Raw genomic sequence first — 18,597 nt, forward strand, 5'->3', positions numbered from 1 at the left:
GCGCGCCGGTTGCGCCGATACGCATCGGCGCCCGCGACGCAGGCGCCGATGCACGGGGCGGTCAGAACGTGTAGCTGACCTTGCCGAACGCGGTGCGTCCGAGCGTGTTGTAGCCGTACGCGGTCATGTACTGCCGGTCGAACAGGTTCGACAGCGATGCCGACACCGTCAGGTGCGAATTGATCCGGTACGACGCGCGCAGGCTCACCGTCAGGTACGACGGCAGATACTGCGTGTTGGCCGGGTCGTCGAACGTCGAACCGCCGTAGAGCAGCGACGCGCCGGTGCTCAGCGCATGCAGGTGCAGTTCGTCCCACGTGTGGTCGACGTTGAGGCTGACCGTCTGGCGCGGCCGGCGGTTGAGCCAGGTCTGGTTGGTCTCGTCCTGCGGATTCAGGATGCCGACCGCGACGCTCACCGGCGTCGAGCGGCCGATCGTCCCCTTGTACGACAGGTCGATGCCGCGAATATGCGAGCGGCCGATGTTGATCGGCGAGAACGTCGCCGGGTTGTAGGCGACCAGGTTGTTGACCCGCGTGTCGTAGATCGCGGCGGTGAACGTGCCGTACGACGTGTTCGCGTCGATCGCGGCCTCGACCGACGTGCTGCGTTCCGGGCTGAGGTTCGGATTGCCGTAGCCGGGGTAGTACAGGTCGTTGAAGCTCGGCAGGCGGTACGCATTGCCGTACGACACGCGCGCCGTATAGACCGGCGTGATCGCCCACGACAACGCGGCGTTGCCCGTGTTCACGGATTGCCCGGCGATGATTTCGTGGCGACCCGCGAGGAACATCGTCACGCTGCCGAGCGTGGCCGACTGATGCAGCGAGAACGCGGAGTCGTTGCGCGTCGGCACGCCGCCGGGAATGTCGATCGGCAGGAACGCCTGTTCGCGCGTGAAGTCGTAGGCCAGCTTCGATTCGCCCGACAGCGGCAGGCCGAACAGGCGGAACCCGTGCTCCTGATGCGTCAGCGACGTCGAGATGCTGAAGCGTTGCGAATTGATCTGGTCGGTCGCGAGGGCCGGGTTGTCCGCGTAGATGAACTGGCGATCGTTCGCATAACCAAAGGACTGGTCGAACTGCGTGTCGGGCGTGATGTCGAGATGGAACGCGACACCGGTCGTCAGCTGGTGATCGAGCTCGCGGTTCGCATAACCGAGGTTGTCGAAGGACAGATCGGAGCGGTGATACAGCGCGAACGTCGAGATCGACCAGTTGTCGCGCGCGTAACCGAGGCGCGCATCGAGATCCTGCGCGTGATACGGATTGCGGCCGGCCTCGTGACCGGAGAAGAAGGGCCGCGTCGCATCGATGCCGGCCGTGTTGTAGTCGTGCAGCCCGAGCGAATAGGTAAGACCGCCGAGCGCGGCAAGCGGCCCCGTCGACGGCACGGTGCCCGACGTGCGGAACTGCGTGTCGAACGTCTTGTTCGAGCCGCCGCCGAACGAGACGGTGGTCTGGTTCGGCTGGTTGGACGCACGGCGCGTGAAGAGCTGTACGACGCCGCCCATCGCATTGGCGCCGAACGACGCGGCGGCCGGGCCCGAAATCACTTCGACGCGTTCGAACGCTTCGGTCGGCAGGTCGGCCCACGGTGCGATGCCGGTAGTCGGCGAGCCGATCCGGATGCCGTCGATGAACACGGCGACCTGGCTGGCCGACGAGCCGCGAATGCTGACCGACGAGGATGAGCCGGGGCCGCCGCTCTGCGAAACGGTGACGCCCGGCAGCGTCGCGAGTGCCTGCGTGATGCTCGGGTCGCTCGGCGACAGCCGGTCGAGATCCTCGCGCGTGAGCACCTGCGTCGACGCATAACGCCGGTCGAACGATTCGGGCAGGTACCGCGTGTCGGTCACGCTGATCGTCGGCAGGTCGGCGCCTTCCGCGGGCTGGGACGGCTGCGGGAGCGCTGCGTCGCCGGCGGCATGGGCGATCGGGGAGAGCAGCGCGGTGGCGGCGGACGTGGCAAGGAGGTAACGAATGTTCATGAGGCAGCGAGAGTGAGCGTGTTGCGCGTACGGCGATCGTGTGCGGGGGGCGGGCAGGGCCGGCCGGTTTGTTCCTGGGTCATGGCGTGGCCGGGCCGCGCGGCGGGCCGTCGCGGGTGCAGGCGCGGCACATGCCGGACGACGCGATCGATGGCGCAAGCCGTATGCGCGCGGGCAGGCCGCGCCTGCCGGCGGCGTGCCGGTGCGACGCTTCCGGCGGGGAAGCGGATTCGGGAACGAAGGACATCTGAAGGATCCTGAGGTCGGGCCGTCCATGCAACGGGCGACCGCCAATGGCGGTGCTTGGCGCTCCGGGACACCCCGCCCGGTGCGGCTGCTTGGACCTCGGGTCGATGGCAGGTCTCCTGGCTCGCGGGTCGTCATCCGTGCCGGCCTTCCCGGTTTCCCAGTGGCACGCAGTGGCACGAATTCGCCGCTCACAGTTGCGGGGGCAGCCGCAGATTCGAGGCGCCGCCTCTCCTGCGTTCCCTTTTGATCCCGTCTCCGGGAACCATCAGCGCGCAAGCGTAATGGCGCGCACTCCGGCGCGTCAATTCTTCGGTCGCGCGAGGATGCGAAAAAACGTCATTGCCCGGTAAAAACTTTCGAAATCCTTTCTTTTATGCGCCGACGCCGCGTTTCATGTCTGACGAAACGGGTGGGCTCGAGGTTGCATGCTCGCGCCTGAACCGGCTCGGCGCGACGCCGGTCCAGCGCACGAACGCGCGCCTGAACGCCTCTTCGCCGCCGAAGCCGAGAAACGCGGCCACGCGGGTCACCGGCCAGTCGGTCTCGTGCAGGCATCGCCGTGCAGCGTCGGCCAGGCATTGCTCGCGCAGCACGTGATATCCGCTGCCTTCGGTTGCGAGCCGGCGCCGCAGTGTCGCCTCGCTGACGCCGAGCCACGCGGCCAGTTCCGCGAGCGCCGGCAGCGCCTGTTCGCGCGCGAGCGCCGCATCGAGAAAGCCGCGCACCTGCTGCGCCCAGGACACGACGGCCGGTGCCGCATCGATCAGACGAAACGGGAAATCGACGAGAAACGCGTCGAGCTCGCCCGGCTGCCGGATCACGCGGTGATCGAGCCGCGCCGCATCGAACGAGAAGCCGTAGGTTTTCCGGCCGACGTCGACCGGCGCGTTGAACAAGCCGAGCAGCGGCATCGCGTCGTCGCGGCGCGGATGGCCGAGCCAGACTTCGTCCGGCCGCAGCGGCTGCCCGATCAGCCAGCCGAACAGCTGCAGATAGCAGAACAGCCCCGTCAGGTCGACGAGGCATGCGGCCGGGCTGCGCGTGCGGCGCAGCGAGTCCATCCGGAACGTCGCGCGAGCGTCGCGTACCGAGAGCGACAGCGTACCGGCGCGCGGCGTCAGCATCTCGCAGAAGTCGCGCGCGCAGCGGATCGCGTCGGCGAGCGTCGCGCAGCTCAGCAGGCAGCGGCACATCAGGTCGACTTCCTGCTTGCGCATCGGCGGATGGCCGTTGCCGCGCGCGACCTGTGCCTCGAGCCGCTCGATCGCGTCGCGGTAGAGCGCGACGAAGCCGCGCGTCGCCGTCGCATCTTGCCGCGGCTGCGCATCGCGGTCGGCCGGCGGCGCGCCGCTGCGCGTGAGTTCGCTCAGCAGGCGCGCGTCGAGGCCCGGCAGGACCCGGCCGCTGGCCGGCATGGCGCGCTGTTTCATGTGTCTCCCGTTCTGATCGTTGCGACAGGGGCCGGTGAGCGGGCCGGTAGGGGTCCGTGAACCGTCGCCACGCAAGAATACTAGTCACGCCGGCCGCCTTCGGCCTCGCCGGAACGGCGTAGGCCGGCCACGCATCCCGCCATGAACGACCACGGACGACACGCGAATGATCCAGATCGTAGATGAAATCACGCTCGCGCCCGAGCGCATTCCCGACGTGCTTGCACTGCTGCGCGACCGCTACCTGCCGGGCCACGCGGCGCGCGGGCTGACGGCGGCCGGCCGCTGGGTGTCGCCGCCCGTCGCGGTGCCGGGTCAGGCGAGCACGCTGTGGCTGACGTGGCAGGTCGACGATGCGCCGGCCTATTACCGGATACGCGCGCTGACCGATGGCGACGTGGTTGCGTTCTGGGTGGCGGTCGACGGGTTGTGCGACGCACGCCGCCGCCACGTGATGACGGACGCCGATGCGCCGCTGCCCGCGCTGACGGAGGTCGACCATGCGGCATGACACGGCACAGGTGTTCGTTTCGGCGGATCGCGACGCCGGCGCAATCGAGCATGCATTGCACGAGGCCGCGCAGGCGTTGCCCGGCGCAACCCGCGTGGCGCTCGCACGCAATCTGGAAGGCAGCTGGGGCGCGGGCGACTACACGCTCGACGTGCTGCGCGACGAACGAACGGCCGATTCCGCGGCGGATTTCGCCGCGCTGGCTCGACTGCCGGGCATCGCGCGCATCGACGGCGCGGCCTGCCGTGCGATCGGCGGCGGCCTGCGCGAACCGGCGTTGCGCGATGGCATCTGGCGCACGCTGATGCTGCGCGTGCGGCCGCAGGTGAGCGAAGCGCAGGTCGCGTCGCTGGAGCACGAATTGCTGCAGATGCCCGCGTTCATGCGCGGCATCCGCAACTGGCGCCTGAGCCGGATCGTGACGCCGGGCGCATGGACGCACGTATGGCAACAGGAATTCGCGCAGGTCGGCGATCTGCTCGGCGAATACCTGATGCATCCGTATCACTGGGGCTGGGTCGACCGCCGGTTCGACGCCGAAAGCCCCGACTGGACGGTCGACGCGATCTCGCATGCGTTCTGTCCGCTCGCGTCGAGCCTGCTGCTCGACACGGCGGTGTAACGCGCGGCGCACTGCGCAACGAGCCAAACCAAAATCCTGGAGACACGAAAATGCGAGCCCTTCTGATCGACCAAGTCGGTCATTCCGACGCTTTCCGGCTGGCCGACGTTCCCGCACCGAAGCCGGGCCCCGGCGACGTGCTGATCCGCGTCGCGTATGCAGGCGTCAATCCCGCCGACTGGAAATGCCGCGAAGGTTATCTCGGTGCGTTCATGCAGTACTCGTTTCCGTTCGTGATCGGCTTCGATGCGGCGGGCGTGGTCGAAGCGGTCGGCGACGGCGTCGACGGCTTCGCGCCCGGCATGCGCGTGTTCGCGCAGACCGACGTCGGCGCGGGGCGCTGGGGCGCGTATGCGGAGTACGTCGCGGTGCGCCACGACTCGGTCGTGCGCTTGCCCGACACGGTGAGCTTCGCGGAAGCGGCTGCCACGCCGACGCCCGCGCTGGCCGCATGGGCCGGCCTGTTCGACGACGGCGGGCTGCGCGCGGGGCAGACCGTGCTGGTGCACGGCGGCGCGGGCGCGGTCGGCACGTTCGCGATCCAGCTGGCTGTGCAGGCCGGTGCGCACGTCGCGGCGACGTGTGCCGCGCGCAACCGCGACACGGTCGAATCGCTGGGCGCGGCGGCGAGCATCGACTACCGCGCGCAGGACATCGCGGTAGCGGTGCGCGCATGGGCGCCCGGCGGCGTCGATCTCGTGCTCGACGCGGTCGGCGGCGACACGCTGCCCGACGCGCTCGACCTGCTCGCGCCGGGCGGCACGCTCGTGAACATCATGACGCTCGCGGCCGGCGACGCCGAGCGGCTGGCCGAGACGGGTGCCGAAGCCGCACGGCGCGGGCTGCGCACCGCGATGACCTACAGCCGGATGCCGAGCGGGAACACGCTCGCATCGATTGCCGAACGCCTCGGCCGGCGCGCGTTGCGCGTGCCGCGCTTCGACAGTTTCCCGCTCGAACAGGCGGCACGGGCGCTCGATCTCGTTCAAACGGGCGAGGCGAAAACCAAGCTCGTGCTGCACGTTGCGGATATCGCCGGCTGAATGGCCCGCACTCAAATCACAGGAGACAACATGACCGACACCCGAGCCCCGATCCTGGCCGGCAAGTGCGCGCTCGTGACGGGCGCGAGCCGCGGCATCGGCCGCGCGATCGCGCAGCGCCTCGCGTCCGAAGGCGCGACCGTCGTCGTCACCGCGCGCAGCCTCACGCAATCGGCGACGACCGCCGGCACGCTCGCCGAAACGGTCGCGCTGATCGAACAGGCCGGCGGCCGTGCGATCGCGCTTGCGGCGGACCTGTCGAACGCGGCCGAGCGCGATGCACTCGTCGGGCGCGCGGCCGATGCGGCCGGCGGCCTCGACATCCTCGTCAACAACGCGGGCGTGGCCGACTACGCATGCGTCGACGCGATGCCGATGTCGATGTTCGACACGACGATCGAACACTATCTGCGCATTCCGTTCGCACTGGCGCAGGCCGCGATCCCGCTGATGCGCGCACGCGGCGGCGGCTGGATCGTGAACGTCGGCTCGGTGACGGCGCTGCCGCCGCTGCGGCCGTTCGACGATTTCTCGCGGGCGGGCGGCGCGACCGTCTATGCGGCGGTGAAGGCTGCGCTGTCGCGCTTCACGCAGGGGCTCGCGGCCGAACTCGAAGTGGACGGCATCGCGGTGAATCTCGTCGCGCCGAGCACGGCGATCCGCACGCCGGGCGCCGCGCGCTACATCCCCGAAGGTTATCCGACCGAGGACGTCGCGTATCTCGCCGAAACCGCGCTCGCACTGTGCAGCCTGCCGGCGCGCGAACGCACGGGCCTCGTCACGCACAGCCTGCATTTCCCGCTCGCGCAGCAGCTCGCGGTGCGTTCGCTCGACGGCCGCACGCCGCTGCTGCCGCCCGTGATTCCCGCGTACGCGCATCCCCACATCGACCCGACAGGATTCTGATATGACGAAATCGATTCGTTTCGACGGCGGCACCGCCGTGATCACCGGCGCGGCCAGCGGCATCGGCAGCGGGCTCGCGCGCCACGCGGCCGCACTCGGCATGCGCGTCGTGCTGGCCGATCTCGATCCGGCGAAGCTCGACGCGTTCGCCGCGACGCTCGATACCGACGTGCTGTGCGTGCCGACCGACGTCAGCCGGCCGGAAGCCGTCGACGCGCTGGCCAATGCCGCATGGCAGCGCTTCGGCGGCGTCGACCTGCTGTTCAACAACGCGGGCGTGATGGCGACCGGCTTCAGTTGGGAAATCACGCCGGAACGTTTCGAGCGCAGCTTCGCGATCAACGTGCACGGCGTGCTGAACGGGATCCGCAGCTTCGTGCCGCGGATGCTCGAACGCAACGTGCCGGCGCGCGTCGTGAATACCGCGTCGGTCGGCGGGTTCCTGCCGAGCCCGCTGATGTCGCCTTATTCGGCGACGAAATTCGCGGTGGTCGCGCTCACCGAATCGCTGTACGGCGAACTGAAGATGCTCGGCGCGCCGGTCGGCGTGTCGCTGCTCGCGCCGGGCCCCGTGCAATCGGACATCTTCAACGATCCGTTCGGCGCCGTGCACGACCGGCCCGAGGTGCGCGGCTTCGTCGACACGATGCGCTCGATGCTGAGCGCGCACGGGCTCACGCCCGACGCGTTCGCCGAGCGGGTGTTTGACGGCATCCGCGAAGGGCGCTACTGGCTGATTCCTCAGCCGGAGACGATCGACGGCGCACTGCAGCGGCGCACCGACGACATCCTCGCCGCACGCGATCCGTCGCTGCCGGCGTTCTGAGGGCCGGGCGCGGCAGCGGCGACCGGCGTGTGGCGCTTACATACGGGTGCCGGCGTGCGCGCGGCCGCTCGGGTCGCCGCCGCGATCGGGCGGCGTATTGTTCTGATCGATCTTCGCGAGCACGAAGCCGGTGGGCGGCAACGCGGCGGGCGAACGATGCGTCGCCTGCGCGACTGCATCGCGTGGCGATGCGGCGGGAAAACCGGAAGACGTAACGCCCGGTTGAGCGAACGCCGAAAGGGAGGCGGCCGCCAGGGCGGCGGCGACGATCGCGTGCGTGTTCATGTTGGCTCCTTCACGACTGACTGCGGGACAACGTAATCAGTCTAGGGCGCGAAACTTAACGCGACGTGAAGGAGCGGCGGCGCGCGGATTACCGGATGTTCCCGCGCGCCGCGACGCTCATGCCGATGCCGACACCAGCTTGCAGAAGTTCTCGAGATCGACGTTGCCGCCGCTGATCACCACGCCGACGCGCTTGCCCTGCAGCTGGTCCTTCATCCGTCGCACCGCGGCGAACGACAGGCAGCCGGTCGGCTCGACGACAATCTTCATACGAGTCGCGAAGAAGCGCATGCAGTCGATCAATTCCGCGTCCGTCGCGGTCAGGATGTCGTCGACGTCGCGGCGGATGATCGGGAACGTCAGGTTGCCGAGATGCTGCGTCTGCGCGCCGTCGGCGATCGTGCGCGGCGTGTCGATATGCACGATCGCGCCGGACCGGAACGATTGCTGGCCGTCGTTGCCGGATTCGGGTTCGACGCCGTACAACGTTGCGCGCGGCGACAGCGCGCGCGTGGCGAGCGCGGTGCCCGACAGCAGCCCGCCGCCGCCGAGCGGCGCGAATACCGCGTCGAGCGGGCCGACTTCGTCGAACAGTTCCTTGGCCGCCGTGCCCTGGCCGGCGATCACGTCCGCGTGGTCGTAGGGCGGGATCAGCGTGAGCCCGTGCTTTGCCGCGAGATCGCGCCCGATCTGCTCGCGATCCTCGGTGTAGCGGTCGTAGGTCACGACGTTGCCGCCGTATCCGCGCGTCGCGTCCATCTTCGCGACCGGCGCATCCTGCGGCATCACGATCGTTGCCGGGATGCCGAGGATTCGCGCCGACAGCGCGATCGCCTGCGCATGGTTGCCGGACGAGAACGCGACGACGCCATGGCGGCGCTGCTCCGCATCGAAGCGCGACAGCGCGTTGAATGCGCCGCGAAACTTGAAGGCGCCCATCCGCTGCAGGTTCTCGCACTTGAAGAACACCTGCGCGCCGAGCGCTTCGTCGATCGTCCGCGACGTCATCACGGGCGTGCGGTGGGCATGGCCTTCGAGCCGGGCCGCGGCGGCGGCAACGTCGTCGTACGTAGGCAGAGTCGGAGAGTTCATGGTGGTTCGAGGGTCGGAAAGATCAGTCAACAGGAAAGCAGCGCGCACGACGCGCACGCCTCATTTCGCATCGTTGTACACCGTCGCGCGCGATACGCCGAGATGCTGCGACACGATTTCCATCGCGCGGCGCACCTCGAGGAAACCGTCGGTTTTCAGCGCCTGCATCAGCTCGCGGCGCTGGTCGGTTTTCAGTTCGCGCGGCGTCGTCGCGAGGCGCGACGCGAACGCGTCGATGCGTTGCCGGATCGCGTCCGCGCCGGCCGGGTCGAGCGTTTCGGCGACGGTTTCGCCATCCGTGGCGCAGAACTGGTTCAGCATGCCCTGGAAACCGCGGAACAGCGTGACGTCGGCATTCAGACACAGCGCGGCCACATAGCGCCCGGTCGAATCCTTGATGCCGATCGATGTGCTCTTCGCGGTGCGGCCGTCGGCGAAGCGGTTCGGGTAGTTCGCGAGCACTTGCGGGAAATCGTCGTCGGCGATGCGGGCGAGGCCGAGCTCGGTCGCGGGATCGCCGACCGCGCGTCCGGACAGGTTGTTGTGGATCGCGAGGATCGCGTGCTGCGGCGTGCGCAGGTCGTGGACCACGACCTCGGTGAACGGCGCGAACATCTCGCCGAGCCCTTCGGCGATGCGCTGCACCTGTTCGATCAGCGATGCCTGCTCCGACAGCGCTTTGTTCCGGGTGGTGGTCATGGTGTATTCGCGTTCAGTGAGGCGGGTGGTTCTGCATCGATGCAATGGTTGCCGGAAACGGTCATCCGGCGAGTGCGTCGCCGTCCACCGCTTCCGGCCGCGTGATGTCGGCGAGCAACGGGCGTGCGATCCGCACGTAGTCGGCTGCGTCGAGCACGACCGAGCGGTCGAGGCGGCCTGCGTTGAATGCGATCTCGGCATTGCGTTCGACCAGCGCGGGGTCGACGACGAGCGTCACGTTGGCGTCGAACACGAACGGCGGCACGGCGCCCATCACGCAGCGCGTGACGGCGGCTGCGAGGTCGGGGGAGGCGAGTGTCGCCTTGCGGCGGCCGACGGCATCGGCGACCTTGCGGAAATCGATCTTCAGATGGCCGGGGATGACGGCGAGTGCGGTTGTGTCGCCGCCGTCCTTGAATGTGCAGAGCATCGCTTTCGCGCCCTGTTCGGGGCGCGTGCCGCGGATCGCGGCGATGACGTCGGATTTACCTTCCGCCGGGTGTTCCAGCACGCGGAAGCGTGCGCCGGAGGTCGTCAGCAGGTCGCAAAGCGTGTCGAAAACGGGGTAGGCGTTCATGTCGCTCCGGGGAGGCTGGGCCGGGGAATCGCGGTGTGCACGGGATGAGGCGTGTGCCGCGTGGTGGTCGATGGATTGTCCAATTATAGACGTTTTGTCATGGCGGGTGGAAGTGTGGGTTGTCACGGGGTGGCGGCCGTGGTCATCGGGAAAAGGGGATCGAAGAAACGGATCTTTGCGCAATGGTGCGGAACGCGGAGCGAACGGCCGGCGTTCAGTCAGGCAGCGTCGTTAACCGACGCTTCCGGATTGGCGGCAATCTGGCAATATGCTTCGACAGACCTCAGATACGGCACCCCATGCACATCGCGATCCTGACCTTCCAGGGCTTCAACGAACTCGATTCCCTCATTGCACTTGGCGTGCTCAATCGAATCAAGAAGCCCGACTGGCGGGTAACGCTCTCATGCCCGGAGCATTCCGTCACATCGATGAATGGTGTGACTGTCCACGCGCAGTCAACGTTGGCCGACGCCTGCACGGCGGATGCCGTCATCGTCGGGAGCGGCATTCAAACCCGGGAGATCGTCAACGACGCGGCACTGATGGCGCAGATCAAGCTCGATCCTGCCCGGCAACTTATTGGCGCGCAGTGTTCGGGCACGTTGGTTCTGGCAAAGCTGGGTCTCCTCGGCGGAGTCCCGGCCTGCACGGACCTGACGACCAAACCCTGGGTAGTCGAGGCGGGCGTTGAAGTCCTCAATCAGCCGTTCTTCGCTCAAGGCAACGTTGCAACCGCGGGTGGCTGCTTTGCTTCGCAGTATCTGGCCGCATGGATCATTGCGCGCATGGAAGGTGAAGAAGCCGCGCGGAGCGCACTCCACTACGTTGCGCCAGTCGGAGAGAAGGAAGCGTATGTTTCTCGCGCGATGACGAACATCACGCCTTACTTGCCGTAACTCCGTAAAAAATGGCACTGCCTCCGTCGCGGAGAGCCGACGTTTGATCGGCGTCTTCCATGGAGGGAACCGTCCTCCGCATTCGGGACGTGCAGGCCAAAAGCTATCGTCGACAACATCGCAATGAGAAGAAAAATGATCGCCATCGACGTCGCGTGGAAGCACGCTTTTGAGTCAGAGCCGGTCCGTCTCGTCTCGGTGCTTGACCGTGATCGTTATGAGGTGCGCAAGCTCGAGTTCTTTCGCGATGGCCGAGTGGGGTTTGCCGACGAAACGAGGTCGTCGCAGGGGACGGCGCTAGGAACCGTTCCGGTGCCCTCGCTGGTCGAGATCAACGAGGATCCGGAATTCGACGCACGAGAGATCACGTTGGAATTGTTCGACACGTTATGGTCATGCCACATGGCACCTATCGACAACCTCGACCAGGATTGACCAGAAGCGGCCAGCTGATGACCTCGGCCAGATTACGATCAATTGGTTTGCCGCTGCACCGTGATGCAAGCGCAGCTCGTTAGCCCGTTCAACTGCCAGCCCGAACCATTCTGATGTCGCTACCGCTCATATTTCTACCGGCGATGCCGTGTGATGGCCGCATGTATGCCGACCAGATCGAAGCGCTCAAGGACCTCGCTTCACCGACAGTGAAGATATTGGCGCATGCAACCTTCGCCGAGAGTGCCGAGAAGCTCCTGACATCCACGAGCGGCGCGTTCGTTCTCGTTGGTACGGCATATGGCGGGTGCCTCGCGATGGAAGTGCTCGCGAGAGCGCCAGAGCGCGTCCGTGGACTCTGGCTGATGAACTGTCAGCCGGGCATTCATCCGAACCCGGATGCCGCTCGTGCGACTAGCCGGAGAATCCGCACCGGCGAGCACGAGCGCGTCATTGCGGAGTTTGCCGAGAATGCAATCCCGGCTGACGACAGCACATCACGGGCTGCGTTCATCCAGATGGCTCGCGATGCTGGGGCGGATTTGTTTGCTCGTCAATCCGACGCGACGCTGACACGTTCGGATCATTGGTCGACCCTGGCATCGAGCCAGGTCCCCACGTTGCTCATATGGGGCGCCGCGGACCGCTTCGTTCCCGTCGACGTTGGTCGCCGCATCGCCGGCTTGATGCCGCATGCCCGTTTCGAATCAATAGACGGATGCGGCCATTTCCCGACCCTGGAGCGGCCCGCGCTATGCACGGCGATCGCGCGCGAATGGTTGATGGAGTCGGTGCTCGGTTGAATCGTGCGTGAGCGGTGGCCGCATGCACGATCGCGCGTGGTGATGCTCGGCCACAAAGAGGCAGTCGACGGTAGTATCAGGATTGGCGACACTCATGACTATTCCAACGAGGGCAAAACAATGATGAACTCCAGCGACGGCCTGACCAGTCCCGCGCGGCTCCTGCGACTCGCGTCATGGGTGATTGCGATCATCTTCGCTGTCTTTCTGAACATGCTCGGCAGTCTCGTGATCCGAGACATGGCGTTCGCTCCGAGGGGCGGACCGCCCGTCATCGAGCAATTCGCGGATGCTCCGGCGAAAGCGCGGCTGGACGCGGCGCGGCGCGATCTGCAGGCGCGGCACGACACGCTCGCCGAGAAGGCCGACACGATGGAGGTGGCACGCGGACGTGCCGCGAAGGAGTACGCGGCCGAGAAAGAAAGCTTCCGCAACTGGCTGGCCACGCGCTCGGTGACGGGAGACAGTGCGAGGGACCCGGACATTCTGGCGAGAACGCGCAAGCTGGATACGCTCCAGGCCGTGGTCGTCAACTGGCAGCATCAGATCGATGCGATCGGCGATCAGCAACGGGCGCTGGCATCACAGCAGGTTCAATTGGGCACGCAAATCGCCGACGCGGACGCAGCAGCCGAGCGGCGCCTCGAAGCGGCGACCCGGCATTACGAGTTGCAGGTGTTCGGACTGCGGCTTGCGCTGACGTTACCGATCCTGCTGGTAGCAATCTGGGTGTTCATTCGCTACCGCAAGGTGCGTTACTGGCCTTTCGTGTATGGTTTCGGCCTGTTTGCACTGAGCGCGTTTTTCATCGAACTGGTCCCGTACTTGCCGAATTTCGGCGGCTATGTCCGGGTCCTGGTCGGCATTGCGCTCACGGTGTTCGCCGGTCTTTACATGATGAAGGCCTTTCAGCGCTATGCCGAACGTAAGCGGCTCGAATTGCAGCAGGATCAAGGAGAACGCGCGCGCACGATCGGATACGAAAAGGCCGTTCGCTCACTCGAAAAGAAGCGCTGCCCGTCATGCGACAAACAATGGAATCTCGGCGGCGACGACTCCACGTTCTGCGTGCATTGCGGATTGAGGCTCTTCAATGTATGCGAATGTGGTGGCCGGAATTTCTTCTTCTTTCCGCATTGCCATCAATGCGGTGCCGCGCAGGGTAATGAGTTGCCGGCGGCATCGGACTGACGGTCAGCGTGTTGAAAACTAATGATCCGATTCGGGTCAGGCAACGACATCCATAGACGTCTTCGAAGAACGAAAAAAATCAGGCCGACAACGCGCAATGGACAGCGCACCATCGGCCTGCTGAGGAACACAAGACGGACCTTCGATAAAAGCAATCGACCCGCGCGACCACACCCGCGCGGCTCGCCACCACCACAACCTACCCGCGCACCGCCTTCACGACATACTGACTCGTCGGCACCACATCGATCTTGTCGAAGTCGATAAACCGCCCGCAGCTATCCATCATCTCGGCCACATTGCGCTGAAACTTCTCCTCATCACCGACCGCATCGAAGAACGCATGCGGATCGGTCATCGCCGCAGCCGGAAAACACTCCTCGACGATCGCGTCATACCCGGGCGCCGCATGCGTGAGCGCACGCACGACGACGTTCTGCACGTACAGAAAATTATCCTGCGTATCGATTGCCACACGCGTGTGATGCCCGTGCCACACATCGAGCCACGCTTCGTGCGTAAGGCGCGGCGGTCGTTTCAGGAACGCGAGTTGCGAAAAACCGGCCGTACGTTCGCCCGGCCGCGCCGGGAAGCGCGTGTTCGGAATCGGCTGCGACTCGGTGACGAGATACGCGGCCATGTGCGGGACGATCGCGCGCACTGCCTCGTCGAACGGCTGGCGGAACATCGCGTTCGCGCTGTCGACCCACACCGCGACGATCCCGTCGATGCCCGGGTGCGTGTTGGTCTGCTTCAGGCCGGCGGCCGGCGCGACATCGGCGTCGGCGACGTTCACCTGCACGCCGTGCGCGCCGAGCGACAGCAGCTTGTCGGCGAGCTGCGCGCGCACCGTGCGGCTCCACTGATCGGGCGCGGCCTGTGCGTCGCGCCACAACACGTAAATGACTTTCTCCATTGCTCCGGCTCCAGAAGGGAATGACGGGATCGGCGGCGCTGCCGCCGGGGTTCAGGACGCGGTTTCGGTCGATCCGGCCGCCTGGTGCGCGACCGGCGCGAAACGGTTCGCCGTCAGCGTGAACGACGGCGGGATCGGCGACGTGACGGTTTCGAACAGCCGCTCGTGACGCGTCGCGTGAATGCGCCACACGCCGTCGCGCTTCACGTACTGGTCGTCGTAGAACGCGGTGCCGTGCAGCAGGTAGTTGTCCTCGAGATTGATCGCGTGATCCTCGAGAAACCACACGCCGCACGCGTGATCGGCGGACACCAGCGTGAGTTCCGGGTGATGGCCGTGATGCATCGTCAGGAAGGTCGGCTTGCCGATCAGCTCACGCAGGCTCGACACGAACGTTTCGCGGCCGTCGTACGCGTAACGGCCGCCGTACAGCCGCGCCTCGCAATCCTCGGTCAGGCAATCCGCGAGCAGCGACCAGTCGTGCGTGTCGACCGCGCGGAAATACCGGTATTTCAGCTGTCGGATCTGCTCGTATTCATGGAGCGTGCGGGTCGTGTCGTCCATCGCCGTGTCTCGTGGTGGTGTCGTTCGATGGTAGGAACGAAGCCGCCTGCATCACATCGTCTGTTCGGACGAAAGCCGCTGGCGCATGCAGCCGGCGTTTCGACGATACATCGCCCGTTTAATCCGAACGGGTGATGGCCGGCGATTCGTGCGGCTGTAACGTGGCATCGACGCGGCCTTCGAACCGCGCCGGCACCGAACAAGGAGACGGGATGACCCTCATCGAATCGCTGGAAACGCGCGTGCGCAGGCTGGAGGACGCCGATGCGATCCGCCGGCTGAAGGCGCGCTACTTCACGTGCTGCGACCGCAAGGACCCGCAAGGAATGCGCGACTGCTTCGTGCCGGGTCGCGTGCATATCGACTACGGCCGGATCGGCACGTTCGACACGCGCGACGCGCTCGTGGATGTATTCGAACAACTCGGCTGCCATCCGCACATCGTCGAGATGCACCACGGCGTGAATCCCGACATCGCCGTGCTCGACGACACGCATGCGCGCGGCACGTGGGGCCTGCACTACCAGATGATCGACACGAACGCGCGCACGCTCACGCAGCTCGGCGCGTATTACGACGACGAATACCGGAAGGTCGACGGCGAATGGAAGATCGCGGCCACGCGCTGCGTCGTCACGTCGACGCTGTCGGCCCGCTACGAAGGCGACACGCCGGGCGTGCTGTTCGCCGGCGCGCAGCCGCCGGCCGCCTGACGCACGCCATCGCCACGCGTGTGGCGGACATTCCACTGGAGACATCGAACATGACACAGAACCACGAGACGCCGGTCGCCGTCGTGACGGGCGCATCGCGCGGCGCGGGCAAAGGCATCGCGCGCGCGCTCGGCGCGGCCGGCATGACCGTCTACGTGACGGGCCGCTCGCAGAACGAAGGTGATGCGCCGCTGCCCGGCACGATACACGAGACCGCGCGCGAGATCGACGCGCTCGGCGGCCGCGGGATCGCGGTGGCCTGCGACCACGCGGACGACGCACAGGTGAAGGCGCTGTTCGAGCGCGTCGAACGCGAAAGCGGGCGGCTCGACATTCTCGTCAACAACGCGACCTACCTGCACGACCAGCTGATCCTGCCGGGCCCGTTCTGGGAGAAATCGCTCGACCTCGTGAACATCCTCGACGTCGGGCTGCGTTCGGCCTATGTCGCGAGCTGGCATGCGGCGGCGCTGATGGCGAAGCGCCGCAGCGGACTGATCGCGTTCACGTCGTCGTTCGGCGCGAGCTGCTACATGCACGGCGCGGCGTACGGCGCGCAGAAATCCGGCGTCGACAAGTTCGCGAAGGACATGGCCGTCGACCTGAAGCCGTTCGACGTCGCGGCCGTGTCGATCTGGATGGGCCCGCTGCGCACGGAGCGTACGACGCGCGTGTGGGACGAGCATCCGGACCTCTACAAGGATTTCTCGCTCGTCGCCGAAAGCCCGGAATTCACCGGCCGCGTGATTCACGCGATCCACGGCGATCCGCAGCGCATGGCGCTGTCGGGGCAGGTGCTTGTCGGCGCGGAAGCCGCGCTGCAGTACGGCATCGCCGATCTCGACGGCAAGCAGCCGCCGTCGTATCGCGAGCTGCTCGGCGGGCCCGTGCAGGCGCATCCGGCAATCGTCGCTTAAGGGGCGCGCATGGGCATCCTGAAGGGCAAGGTCGCGCTGGTAACGGGCGCGGGGCAGGGCGTCGGCCAGGGCGTCGCGCACGCGCTCGCGGCCGAGGGCGCACATGTCGCGGTGGTCGGTCGCACGCGCGACAAGCTGCTCGCGACCTGCGACGCGATCCGCGCACGCGGTGGCGTCGCGGCGCCATTCGTGTGCGACGTGATGGACGCCGCGCAGATCGCGCATTGCGTCGACGCGGTGGTCGAGCGGTTCGGCGGCGTGCAGATCCTGATCAACAACGCGCAGGTCGTGCCGCTCGGCCGCCTGCTCGACGTGACAGACGAGGATTTTCTGGCGGGGCTCGAATCGGGGCCGATCGCGACGCTGCGGATGATGCGCGCGTGTCATCCGCATCTGAAGGGCGACGGCGTGATCGTCAATTTCGCGTCGTCGGCCGCGGTGCGCTGGGATGCGTCAGGGTACGGCGCGTACGCGGCGACGAAGGAAGCGATTCGTGCGCTGACGCGTGCGGCCGCGTGCGAATGGGGCGCGGACGGCATTCGCGTCAACGCGGTCGCGCCGCATGCGTTGTCGCCGGGCCTGAAAGGCTGGGTCGATGCGAATCCGCAGGAAGCCGCCGCGTTTTTCCGCACGATTCCGCTCGGCCGCGTGGGCGACTGCGAGCAGGACATCGGGCGCGCGATCGTGTTTCTCGCGAGCCGCGATGCCGCGTACCTGACGGGCGCGACGCTGCCGCTCGACGGCGGGCAGGCTTACTGGGGCTGACGGCGGGGCTGACGGCGCGCGGGGTGTGCCGCGTGCCAATCACGAATTCGGCACGCCCGCGCATGCCTGCGCGCGGCGGCCGGCAAACCGGAATCGAAGAGAGGACGACATGGGTCGACTGGAAGGAAAGGTAGCGATCGTCACGGGCGGCGCGCGTGGCATGGGCGCGGCAACGTGCCGGCTGTTCGTCGAAGAAGGCGCGCGCGTCGTGATCGGCGACGTGCTCGACGCGGAAGGCGAAGCGCTCGCGCGCGAGCTCGGCGATGCAGCGCGTTTCATGCGCCTCGATGTGGCCGACGAAGCGCACTGGGTGCGCGTGGCCGAAGCGACGGTCGAACAGTTCGGCCGCATCGACGTGCTCGTCAACAATGCGGCCGTATTGACGTTCGGCGGCATCACCGAGCTGTCGAAACGCGATTTCGAACGTGCGGTGTCGATCAACCTCGTCGGCACATTCGTCGGTATCCGCACAATCGCGCCGCGCATGATCGAGCGGAAGAGCGGGTCGATCGTCAACATCTCGTCGGTGGACGGCCTGCGCGGCGTGAACGCGCTTGCCGCGTACGTGTCGAGCAAGTGGGGCGTGCGCGGGCTGACGAAGGTCGCCGCGCTCGAACTCGGTCACCAGGGCGTGCGCGTGAATTCGATTCATCCGGGCGGCGTGAACACCGTGATGTCGAACCCGACGGGTGCGCCGCTCGAGGAGATCAACAAGCACTATGCGAACGTGCCGCTGCAGCGCGTCGGCCTGCCCGACGAGATCGCGCGCGCAACGCTGTTCCTCGCGAGCGACGAAGCGTCGTACTGCAACGGCGCCGAACTGGCCGTCGACGGCGGGATGGCGGCGGGCGCGTATTACCCCGGATTGCCGGGTGCGCCGTTTTGAGCGGGGGCGTACATCAAGCATTCGACCCGGATGTTTGTGTACGCAACCTAATTCAGGGTTTGCCTGAGTAGCGAAAACACGAATTCGCCGGGCGCGCATGCGCGATCGTCATGCATGCGTCCGGCGAGCCGAATTTACTGCTTCCCCGAAACCATTGCCGGATGGACGTTCCGGCCGTTTCGTCCCCGAAAGCGGACGCGTCGACGCCGTCGACCTGACGTGCCGGCAACGCATGTGCCGGCACGTCGTCACAGTTGTTTCTTGTTGCAACGCAACGC

The 18,597-nt window shown here is 66.7% G+C and carries 21 protein-coding genes and 1 riboswitch; of the genes, 13 read left to right on the forward strand and 8 right to left on the reverse strand.

The window, feature by feature from the left end:
* Positions 1-61: 61 nt before the first annotated feature.
* Together ACTRWB_RS08990 and ACTRWB_RS08995 are read right to left on the reverse strand one after the other, a co-directional pair.
* Positions 62-1,990, reverse strand: a complete 1,929-nt coding sequence (locus tag ACTRWB_RS08990) for a TonB-dependent receptor domain-containing protein (protein WP_446901641.1) — start codon at positions 1,988-1,990, stop codon at positions 62-64.
* Positions 1,991-2,328: 338 nt separating this feature from the next.
* Positions 2,329-2,521: riboswitch (cobalamin riboswitch) on the reverse strand.
* A gap of 89 nt (positions 2,522-2,610) precedes the next feature.
* Positions 2,611-3,669: an AraC family transcriptional regulator ligand-binding domain-containing protein gene (locus ACTRWB_RS08995; protein ID WP_446901642.1), complete on the reverse strand. Its 1,059-nt coding sequence runs from the start codon at positions 3,667-3,669 to the stop codon at positions 2,611-2,613.
* A 166-nt stretch (positions 3,670-3,835) separates the two neighbouring features.
* Between ACTRWB_RS08995 and ACTRWB_RS09000 the strand changes: the two genes are divergently transcribed.
* The 5 genes from ACTRWB_RS09000 to ACTRWB_RS09020 are packed head-to-tail and all read left to right on the forward strand — an operon-like array spanning position 3,836 to position 7,577.
* Entirely contained in the window at positions 3,836-4,180 is a 345-nt protein-coding gene (locus ACTRWB_RS09000) for a hypothetical protein (RefSeq protein WP_446901643.1), read from the forward strand.
* The gene (locus tag ACTRWB_RS09005; protein ID WP_446901644.1) at positions 4,170-4,802 is read left to right on the forward strand and encodes a Dabb family protein; all 633 of its coding nucleotides are present in this window, start codon (positions 4,170-4,172) and stop codon (positions 4,800-4,802) included. Before ACTRWB_RS09000 ends, ACTRWB_RS09005 begins: the two co-directional genes overlap by 11 nt.
* A gap of 50 nt (positions 4,803-4,852) precedes the next feature.
* Positions 4,853-5,845, forward strand: coding sequence for an NADP-dependent oxidoreductase (locus tag ACTRWB_RS09010; protein ID WP_446901645.1), 993 nt, complete (start codon positions 4,853-4,855; stop codon positions 5,843-5,845).
* A 30-nt stretch (positions 5,846-5,875) separates the two neighbouring features.
* A complete protein-coding gene (locus ACTRWB_RS09015; protein ID WP_446901646.1) occupies positions 5,876-6,751 on the forward strand; it encodes an SDR family NAD(P)-dependent oxidoreductase in 876 nt (291 codons plus the stop codon).
* 1 nt (position 6,752) lies between these two features.
* Positions 6,753-7,577 (forward strand): SDR family NAD(P)-dependent oxidoreductase, encoded by an 825-nt coding sequence (locus ACTRWB_RS09020; protein WP_446901647.1) that lies wholly within the window; start codon positions 6,753-6,755, stop codon positions 7,575-7,577.
* 36 nt (positions 7,578-7,613) lie between these two features.
* Here ACTRWB_RS09020 and ACTRWB_RS09025 read toward each other — a convergent pair whose 3' ends face one another.
* The 4 genes from ACTRWB_RS09025 to ACTRWB_RS09040 all read right to left on the reverse strand — a co-directional run bounded on the left by ACTRWB_RS09025 (position 7,614) and on the right by ACTRWB_RS09040 (position 10,230).
* Positions 7,614-7,862, reverse strand: coding sequence for a hypothetical protein (locus tag ACTRWB_RS09025; protein ID WP_446901648.1), 249 nt, complete (start codon positions 7,860-7,862; stop codon positions 7,614-7,616).
* 117 nt (positions 7,863-7,979) lie between these two features.
* Complete coding sequence (locus tag ACTRWB_RS09030) at positions 7,980-8,954, reverse strand: threo-3-hydroxy-L-aspartate ammonia-lyase (protein ID WP_446901649.1); 975 nt, start codon at positions 8,952-8,954, stop codon at positions 7,980-7,982.
* 60 nt (positions 8,955-9,014) lie between these two features.
* Positions 9,015-9,653 (reverse strand): helix-turn-helix transcriptional regulator, encoded by a 639-nt coding sequence (locus ACTRWB_RS09035; RefSeq protein WP_129514974.1) that lies wholly within the window; start codon positions 9,651-9,653, stop codon positions 9,015-9,017.
* A 61-nt stretch (positions 9,654-9,714) separates the two neighbouring features.
* Positions 9,715-10,230 carry a YbaK/prolyl-tRNA synthetase associated domain-containing protein gene (locus ACTRWB_RS09040; protein WP_193100451.1) on the reverse strand — a complete coding sequence of 172 codons (516 nt, stop codon included), beginning with the start codon at positions 10,228-10,230 and terminating at the stop codon, positions 9,715-9,717.
* A gap of 299 nt (positions 10,231-10,529) precedes the next feature.
* Here ACTRWB_RS09040 and ACTRWB_RS09045 point away from each other — a divergent pair, with 299 nt between their 5' ends.
* From ACTRWB_RS09045 to ACTRWB_RS09060, 4 genes are all read left to right on the forward strand, one after another.
* Positions 10,530-11,129: a DJ-1/PfpI family protein gene (locus tag ACTRWB_RS09045; protein WP_446901650.1), complete on the forward strand. Its 600-nt coding sequence runs from the start codon at positions 10,530-10,532 to the stop codon at positions 11,127-11,129.
* Between the two features lie 135 nt (positions 11,130-11,264).
* The gene (locus ACTRWB_RS09050) at positions 11,265-11,564 is read left to right on the forward strand and encodes a DUF6881 domain-containing protein (protein ID WP_193100453.1); all 300 of its coding nucleotides are present in this window, start codon (positions 11,265-11,267) and stop codon (positions 11,562-11,564) included.
* Positions 11,565-11,677: 113 nt separating this feature from the next.
* Entirely contained in the window at positions 11,678-12,367 is a 690-nt protein-coding gene (locus ACTRWB_RS09055) for an alpha/beta fold hydrolase (protein WP_446901651.1), read from the forward strand.
* A 123-nt stretch (positions 12,368-12,490) separates the two neighbouring features.
* Complete coding sequence (locus ACTRWB_RS09060; RefSeq protein ID WP_446902036.1) at positions 12,491-13,558, forward strand: hypothetical protein; 1,068 nt, start codon at positions 12,491-12,493, stop codon at positions 13,556-13,558.
* Positions 13,559-13,757: 199 nt separating this feature from the next.
* Here ACTRWB_RS09060 and ACTRWB_RS09065 read toward each other — a convergent pair whose 3' ends face one another.
* Together ACTRWB_RS09065 and ACTRWB_RS09070 are read right to left on the reverse strand one after the other, a co-directional pair.
* Positions 13,758-14,474, reverse strand: a complete 717-nt coding sequence (locus tag ACTRWB_RS09065) for an EthD domain-containing protein (protein WP_226122498.1) — start codon at positions 14,472-14,474, stop codon at positions 13,758-13,760.
* Between the two features lie 51 nt (positions 14,475-14,525).
* Entirely contained in the window at positions 14,526-15,038 is a 513-nt protein-coding gene (locus ACTRWB_RS09070; protein ID WP_193100456.1) for a nuclear transport factor 2 family protein, read from the reverse strand.
* A 212-nt stretch (positions 15,039-15,250) separates the two neighbouring features.
* Between ACTRWB_RS09070 and ACTRWB_RS09075 the strand changes: the two genes are divergently transcribed.
* The 4 genes from ACTRWB_RS09075 to ACTRWB_RS09090 all read left to right on the forward strand — a co-directional run bounded on the left by ACTRWB_RS09075 (position 15,251) and on the right by ACTRWB_RS09090 (position 18,319).
* Positions 15,251-15,751: a nuclear transport factor 2 family protein gene (locus ACTRWB_RS09075; protein ID WP_446901652.1), complete on the forward strand. Its 501-nt coding sequence runs from the start codon at positions 15,251-15,253 to the stop codon at positions 15,749-15,751.
* Positions 15,752-15,801: 50 nt separating this feature from the next.
* Entirely contained in the window at positions 15,802-16,668 is an 867-nt protein-coding gene (locus ACTRWB_RS09080; protein WP_446901653.1) for an SDR family NAD(P)-dependent oxidoreductase, read from the forward strand.
* A 9-nt stretch (positions 16,669-16,677) separates the two neighbouring features.
* Entirely contained in the window at positions 16,678-17,433 is a 756-nt protein-coding gene (locus ACTRWB_RS09085; protein ID WP_446901654.1) for an SDR family NAD(P)-dependent oxidoreductase, read from the forward strand.
* Between the two features lie 109 nt (positions 17,434-17,542).
* A complete protein-coding gene (locus ACTRWB_RS09090) occupies positions 17,543-18,319 on the forward strand; it encodes a glucose 1-dehydrogenase (RefSeq protein WP_412024491.1) in 777 nt (258 codons plus the stop codon).
* The last annotated feature ends 278 nt before the right edge of the window (positions 18,320-18,597 follow it).

This window comes from Burkholderia sp. YIM B11467, assembly GCF_052952715.1.

Bases quoted from the DNA above. Each gene is read 5' to 3' on its own strand.
- ACTRWB_RS09005 (WP_446901644.1), top strand. From the start codon at position 4,170: ATGCGGCATGACACGGCACAGGTGTTCGTTTCGGCGGATCGCGACGCC.
- ACTRWB_RS09050 (WP_193100453.1), top strand. From the start codon at position 11,265: ATGATCGCCATCGACGTCGCGTGGAAGCACGCTTTTGAGTCAGAGCCG.
- ACTRWB_RS09040 (WP_193100451.1), bottom strand. From the start codon at position 10,230: ATGAACGCCTACCCCGTTTTCGACACGCTTTGCGACCTGCTGACGACC.
- ACTRWB_RS09090 (WP_412024491.1), top strand. From the start codon at position 17,543: ATGGGTCGACTGGAAGGAAAGGTAGCGATCGTCACGGGCGGCGCGCGT.
- ACTRWB_RS09035 (WP_129514974.1), bottom strand. From the start codon at position 9,653: ATGACCACCACCCGGAACAAAGCGCTGTCGGAGCAGGCATCGCTGATC.
- ACTRWB_RS09075 (WP_446901652.1), top strand. From the start codon at position 15,251: ATGACCCTCATCGAATCGCTGGAAACGCGCGTGCGCAGGCTGGAGGAC.
- ACTRWB_RS09065 (WP_226122498.1), bottom strand. From the start codon at position 14,474: ATGGAGAAAGTCATTTACGTGTTGTGGCGCGACGCACAGGCCGCGCCC.
- ACTRWB_RS08990 (WP_446901641.1), bottom strand. From the start codon at position 1,990: ATGAACATTCGTTACCTCCTTGCCACGTCCGCCGCCACCGCGCTGCTC.
- ACTRWB_RS09010 (WP_446901645.1), top strand. From the start codon at position 4,853: ATGCGAGCCCTTCTGATCGACCAAGTCGGTCATTCCGACGCTTTCCGG.
- ACTRWB_RS09060 (WP_446902036.1), top strand. From the start codon at position 12,491: ATGAACTCCAGCGACGGCCTGACCAGTCCCGCGCGGCTCCTGCGACTC.
- ACTRWB_RS09055 (WP_446901651.1), top strand. From the start codon at position 11,678: ATGTCGCTACCGCTCATATTTCTACCGGCGATGCCGTGTGATGGCCGC.
- ACTRWB_RS09015 (WP_446901646.1), top strand. From the start codon at position 5,876: ATGACCGACACCCGAGCCCCGATCCTGGCCGGCAAGTGCGCGCTCGTG.
- ACTRWB_RS09045 (WP_446901650.1), top strand. From the start codon at position 10,530: ATGCACATCGCGATCCTGACCTTCCAGGGCTTCAACGAACTCGATTCC.
- ACTRWB_RS09000 (WP_446901643.1), top strand. From the start codon at position 3,836: ATGATCCAGATCGTAGATGAAATCACGCTCGCGCCCGAGCGCATTCCC.
- ACTRWB_RS09080 (WP_446901653.1), top strand. From the start codon at position 15,802: ATGACACAGAACCACGAGACGCCGGTCGCCGTCGTGACGGGCGCATCG.
- ACTRWB_RS09025 (WP_446901648.1), bottom strand. From the start codon at position 7,862: ATGAACACGCACGCGATCGTCGCCGCCGCCCTGGCGGCCGCCTCCCTT.
- ACTRWB_RS09020 (WP_446901647.1), top strand. From the start codon at position 6,753: ATGACGAAATCGATTCGTTTCGACGGCGGCACCGCCGTGATCACCGGC.
- ACTRWB_RS09070 (WP_193100456.1), bottom strand. From the start codon at position 15,038: ATGGACGACACGACCCGCACGCTCCATGAATACGAGCAGATCCGACAG.
- ACTRWB_RS09030 (WP_446901649.1), bottom strand. From the start codon at position 8,954: ATGAACTCTCCGACTCTGCCTACGTACGACGACGTTGCCGCCGCCGCG.
- ACTRWB_RS08995 (WP_446901642.1), bottom strand. From the start codon at position 3,669: ATGAAACAGCGCGCCATGCCGGCCAGCGGCCGGGTCCTGCCGGGCCTC.
- ACTRWB_RS09085 (WP_446901654.1), top strand. From the start codon at position 16,678: ATGGGCATCCTGAAGGGCAAGGTCGCGCTGGTAACGGGCGCGGGGCAG.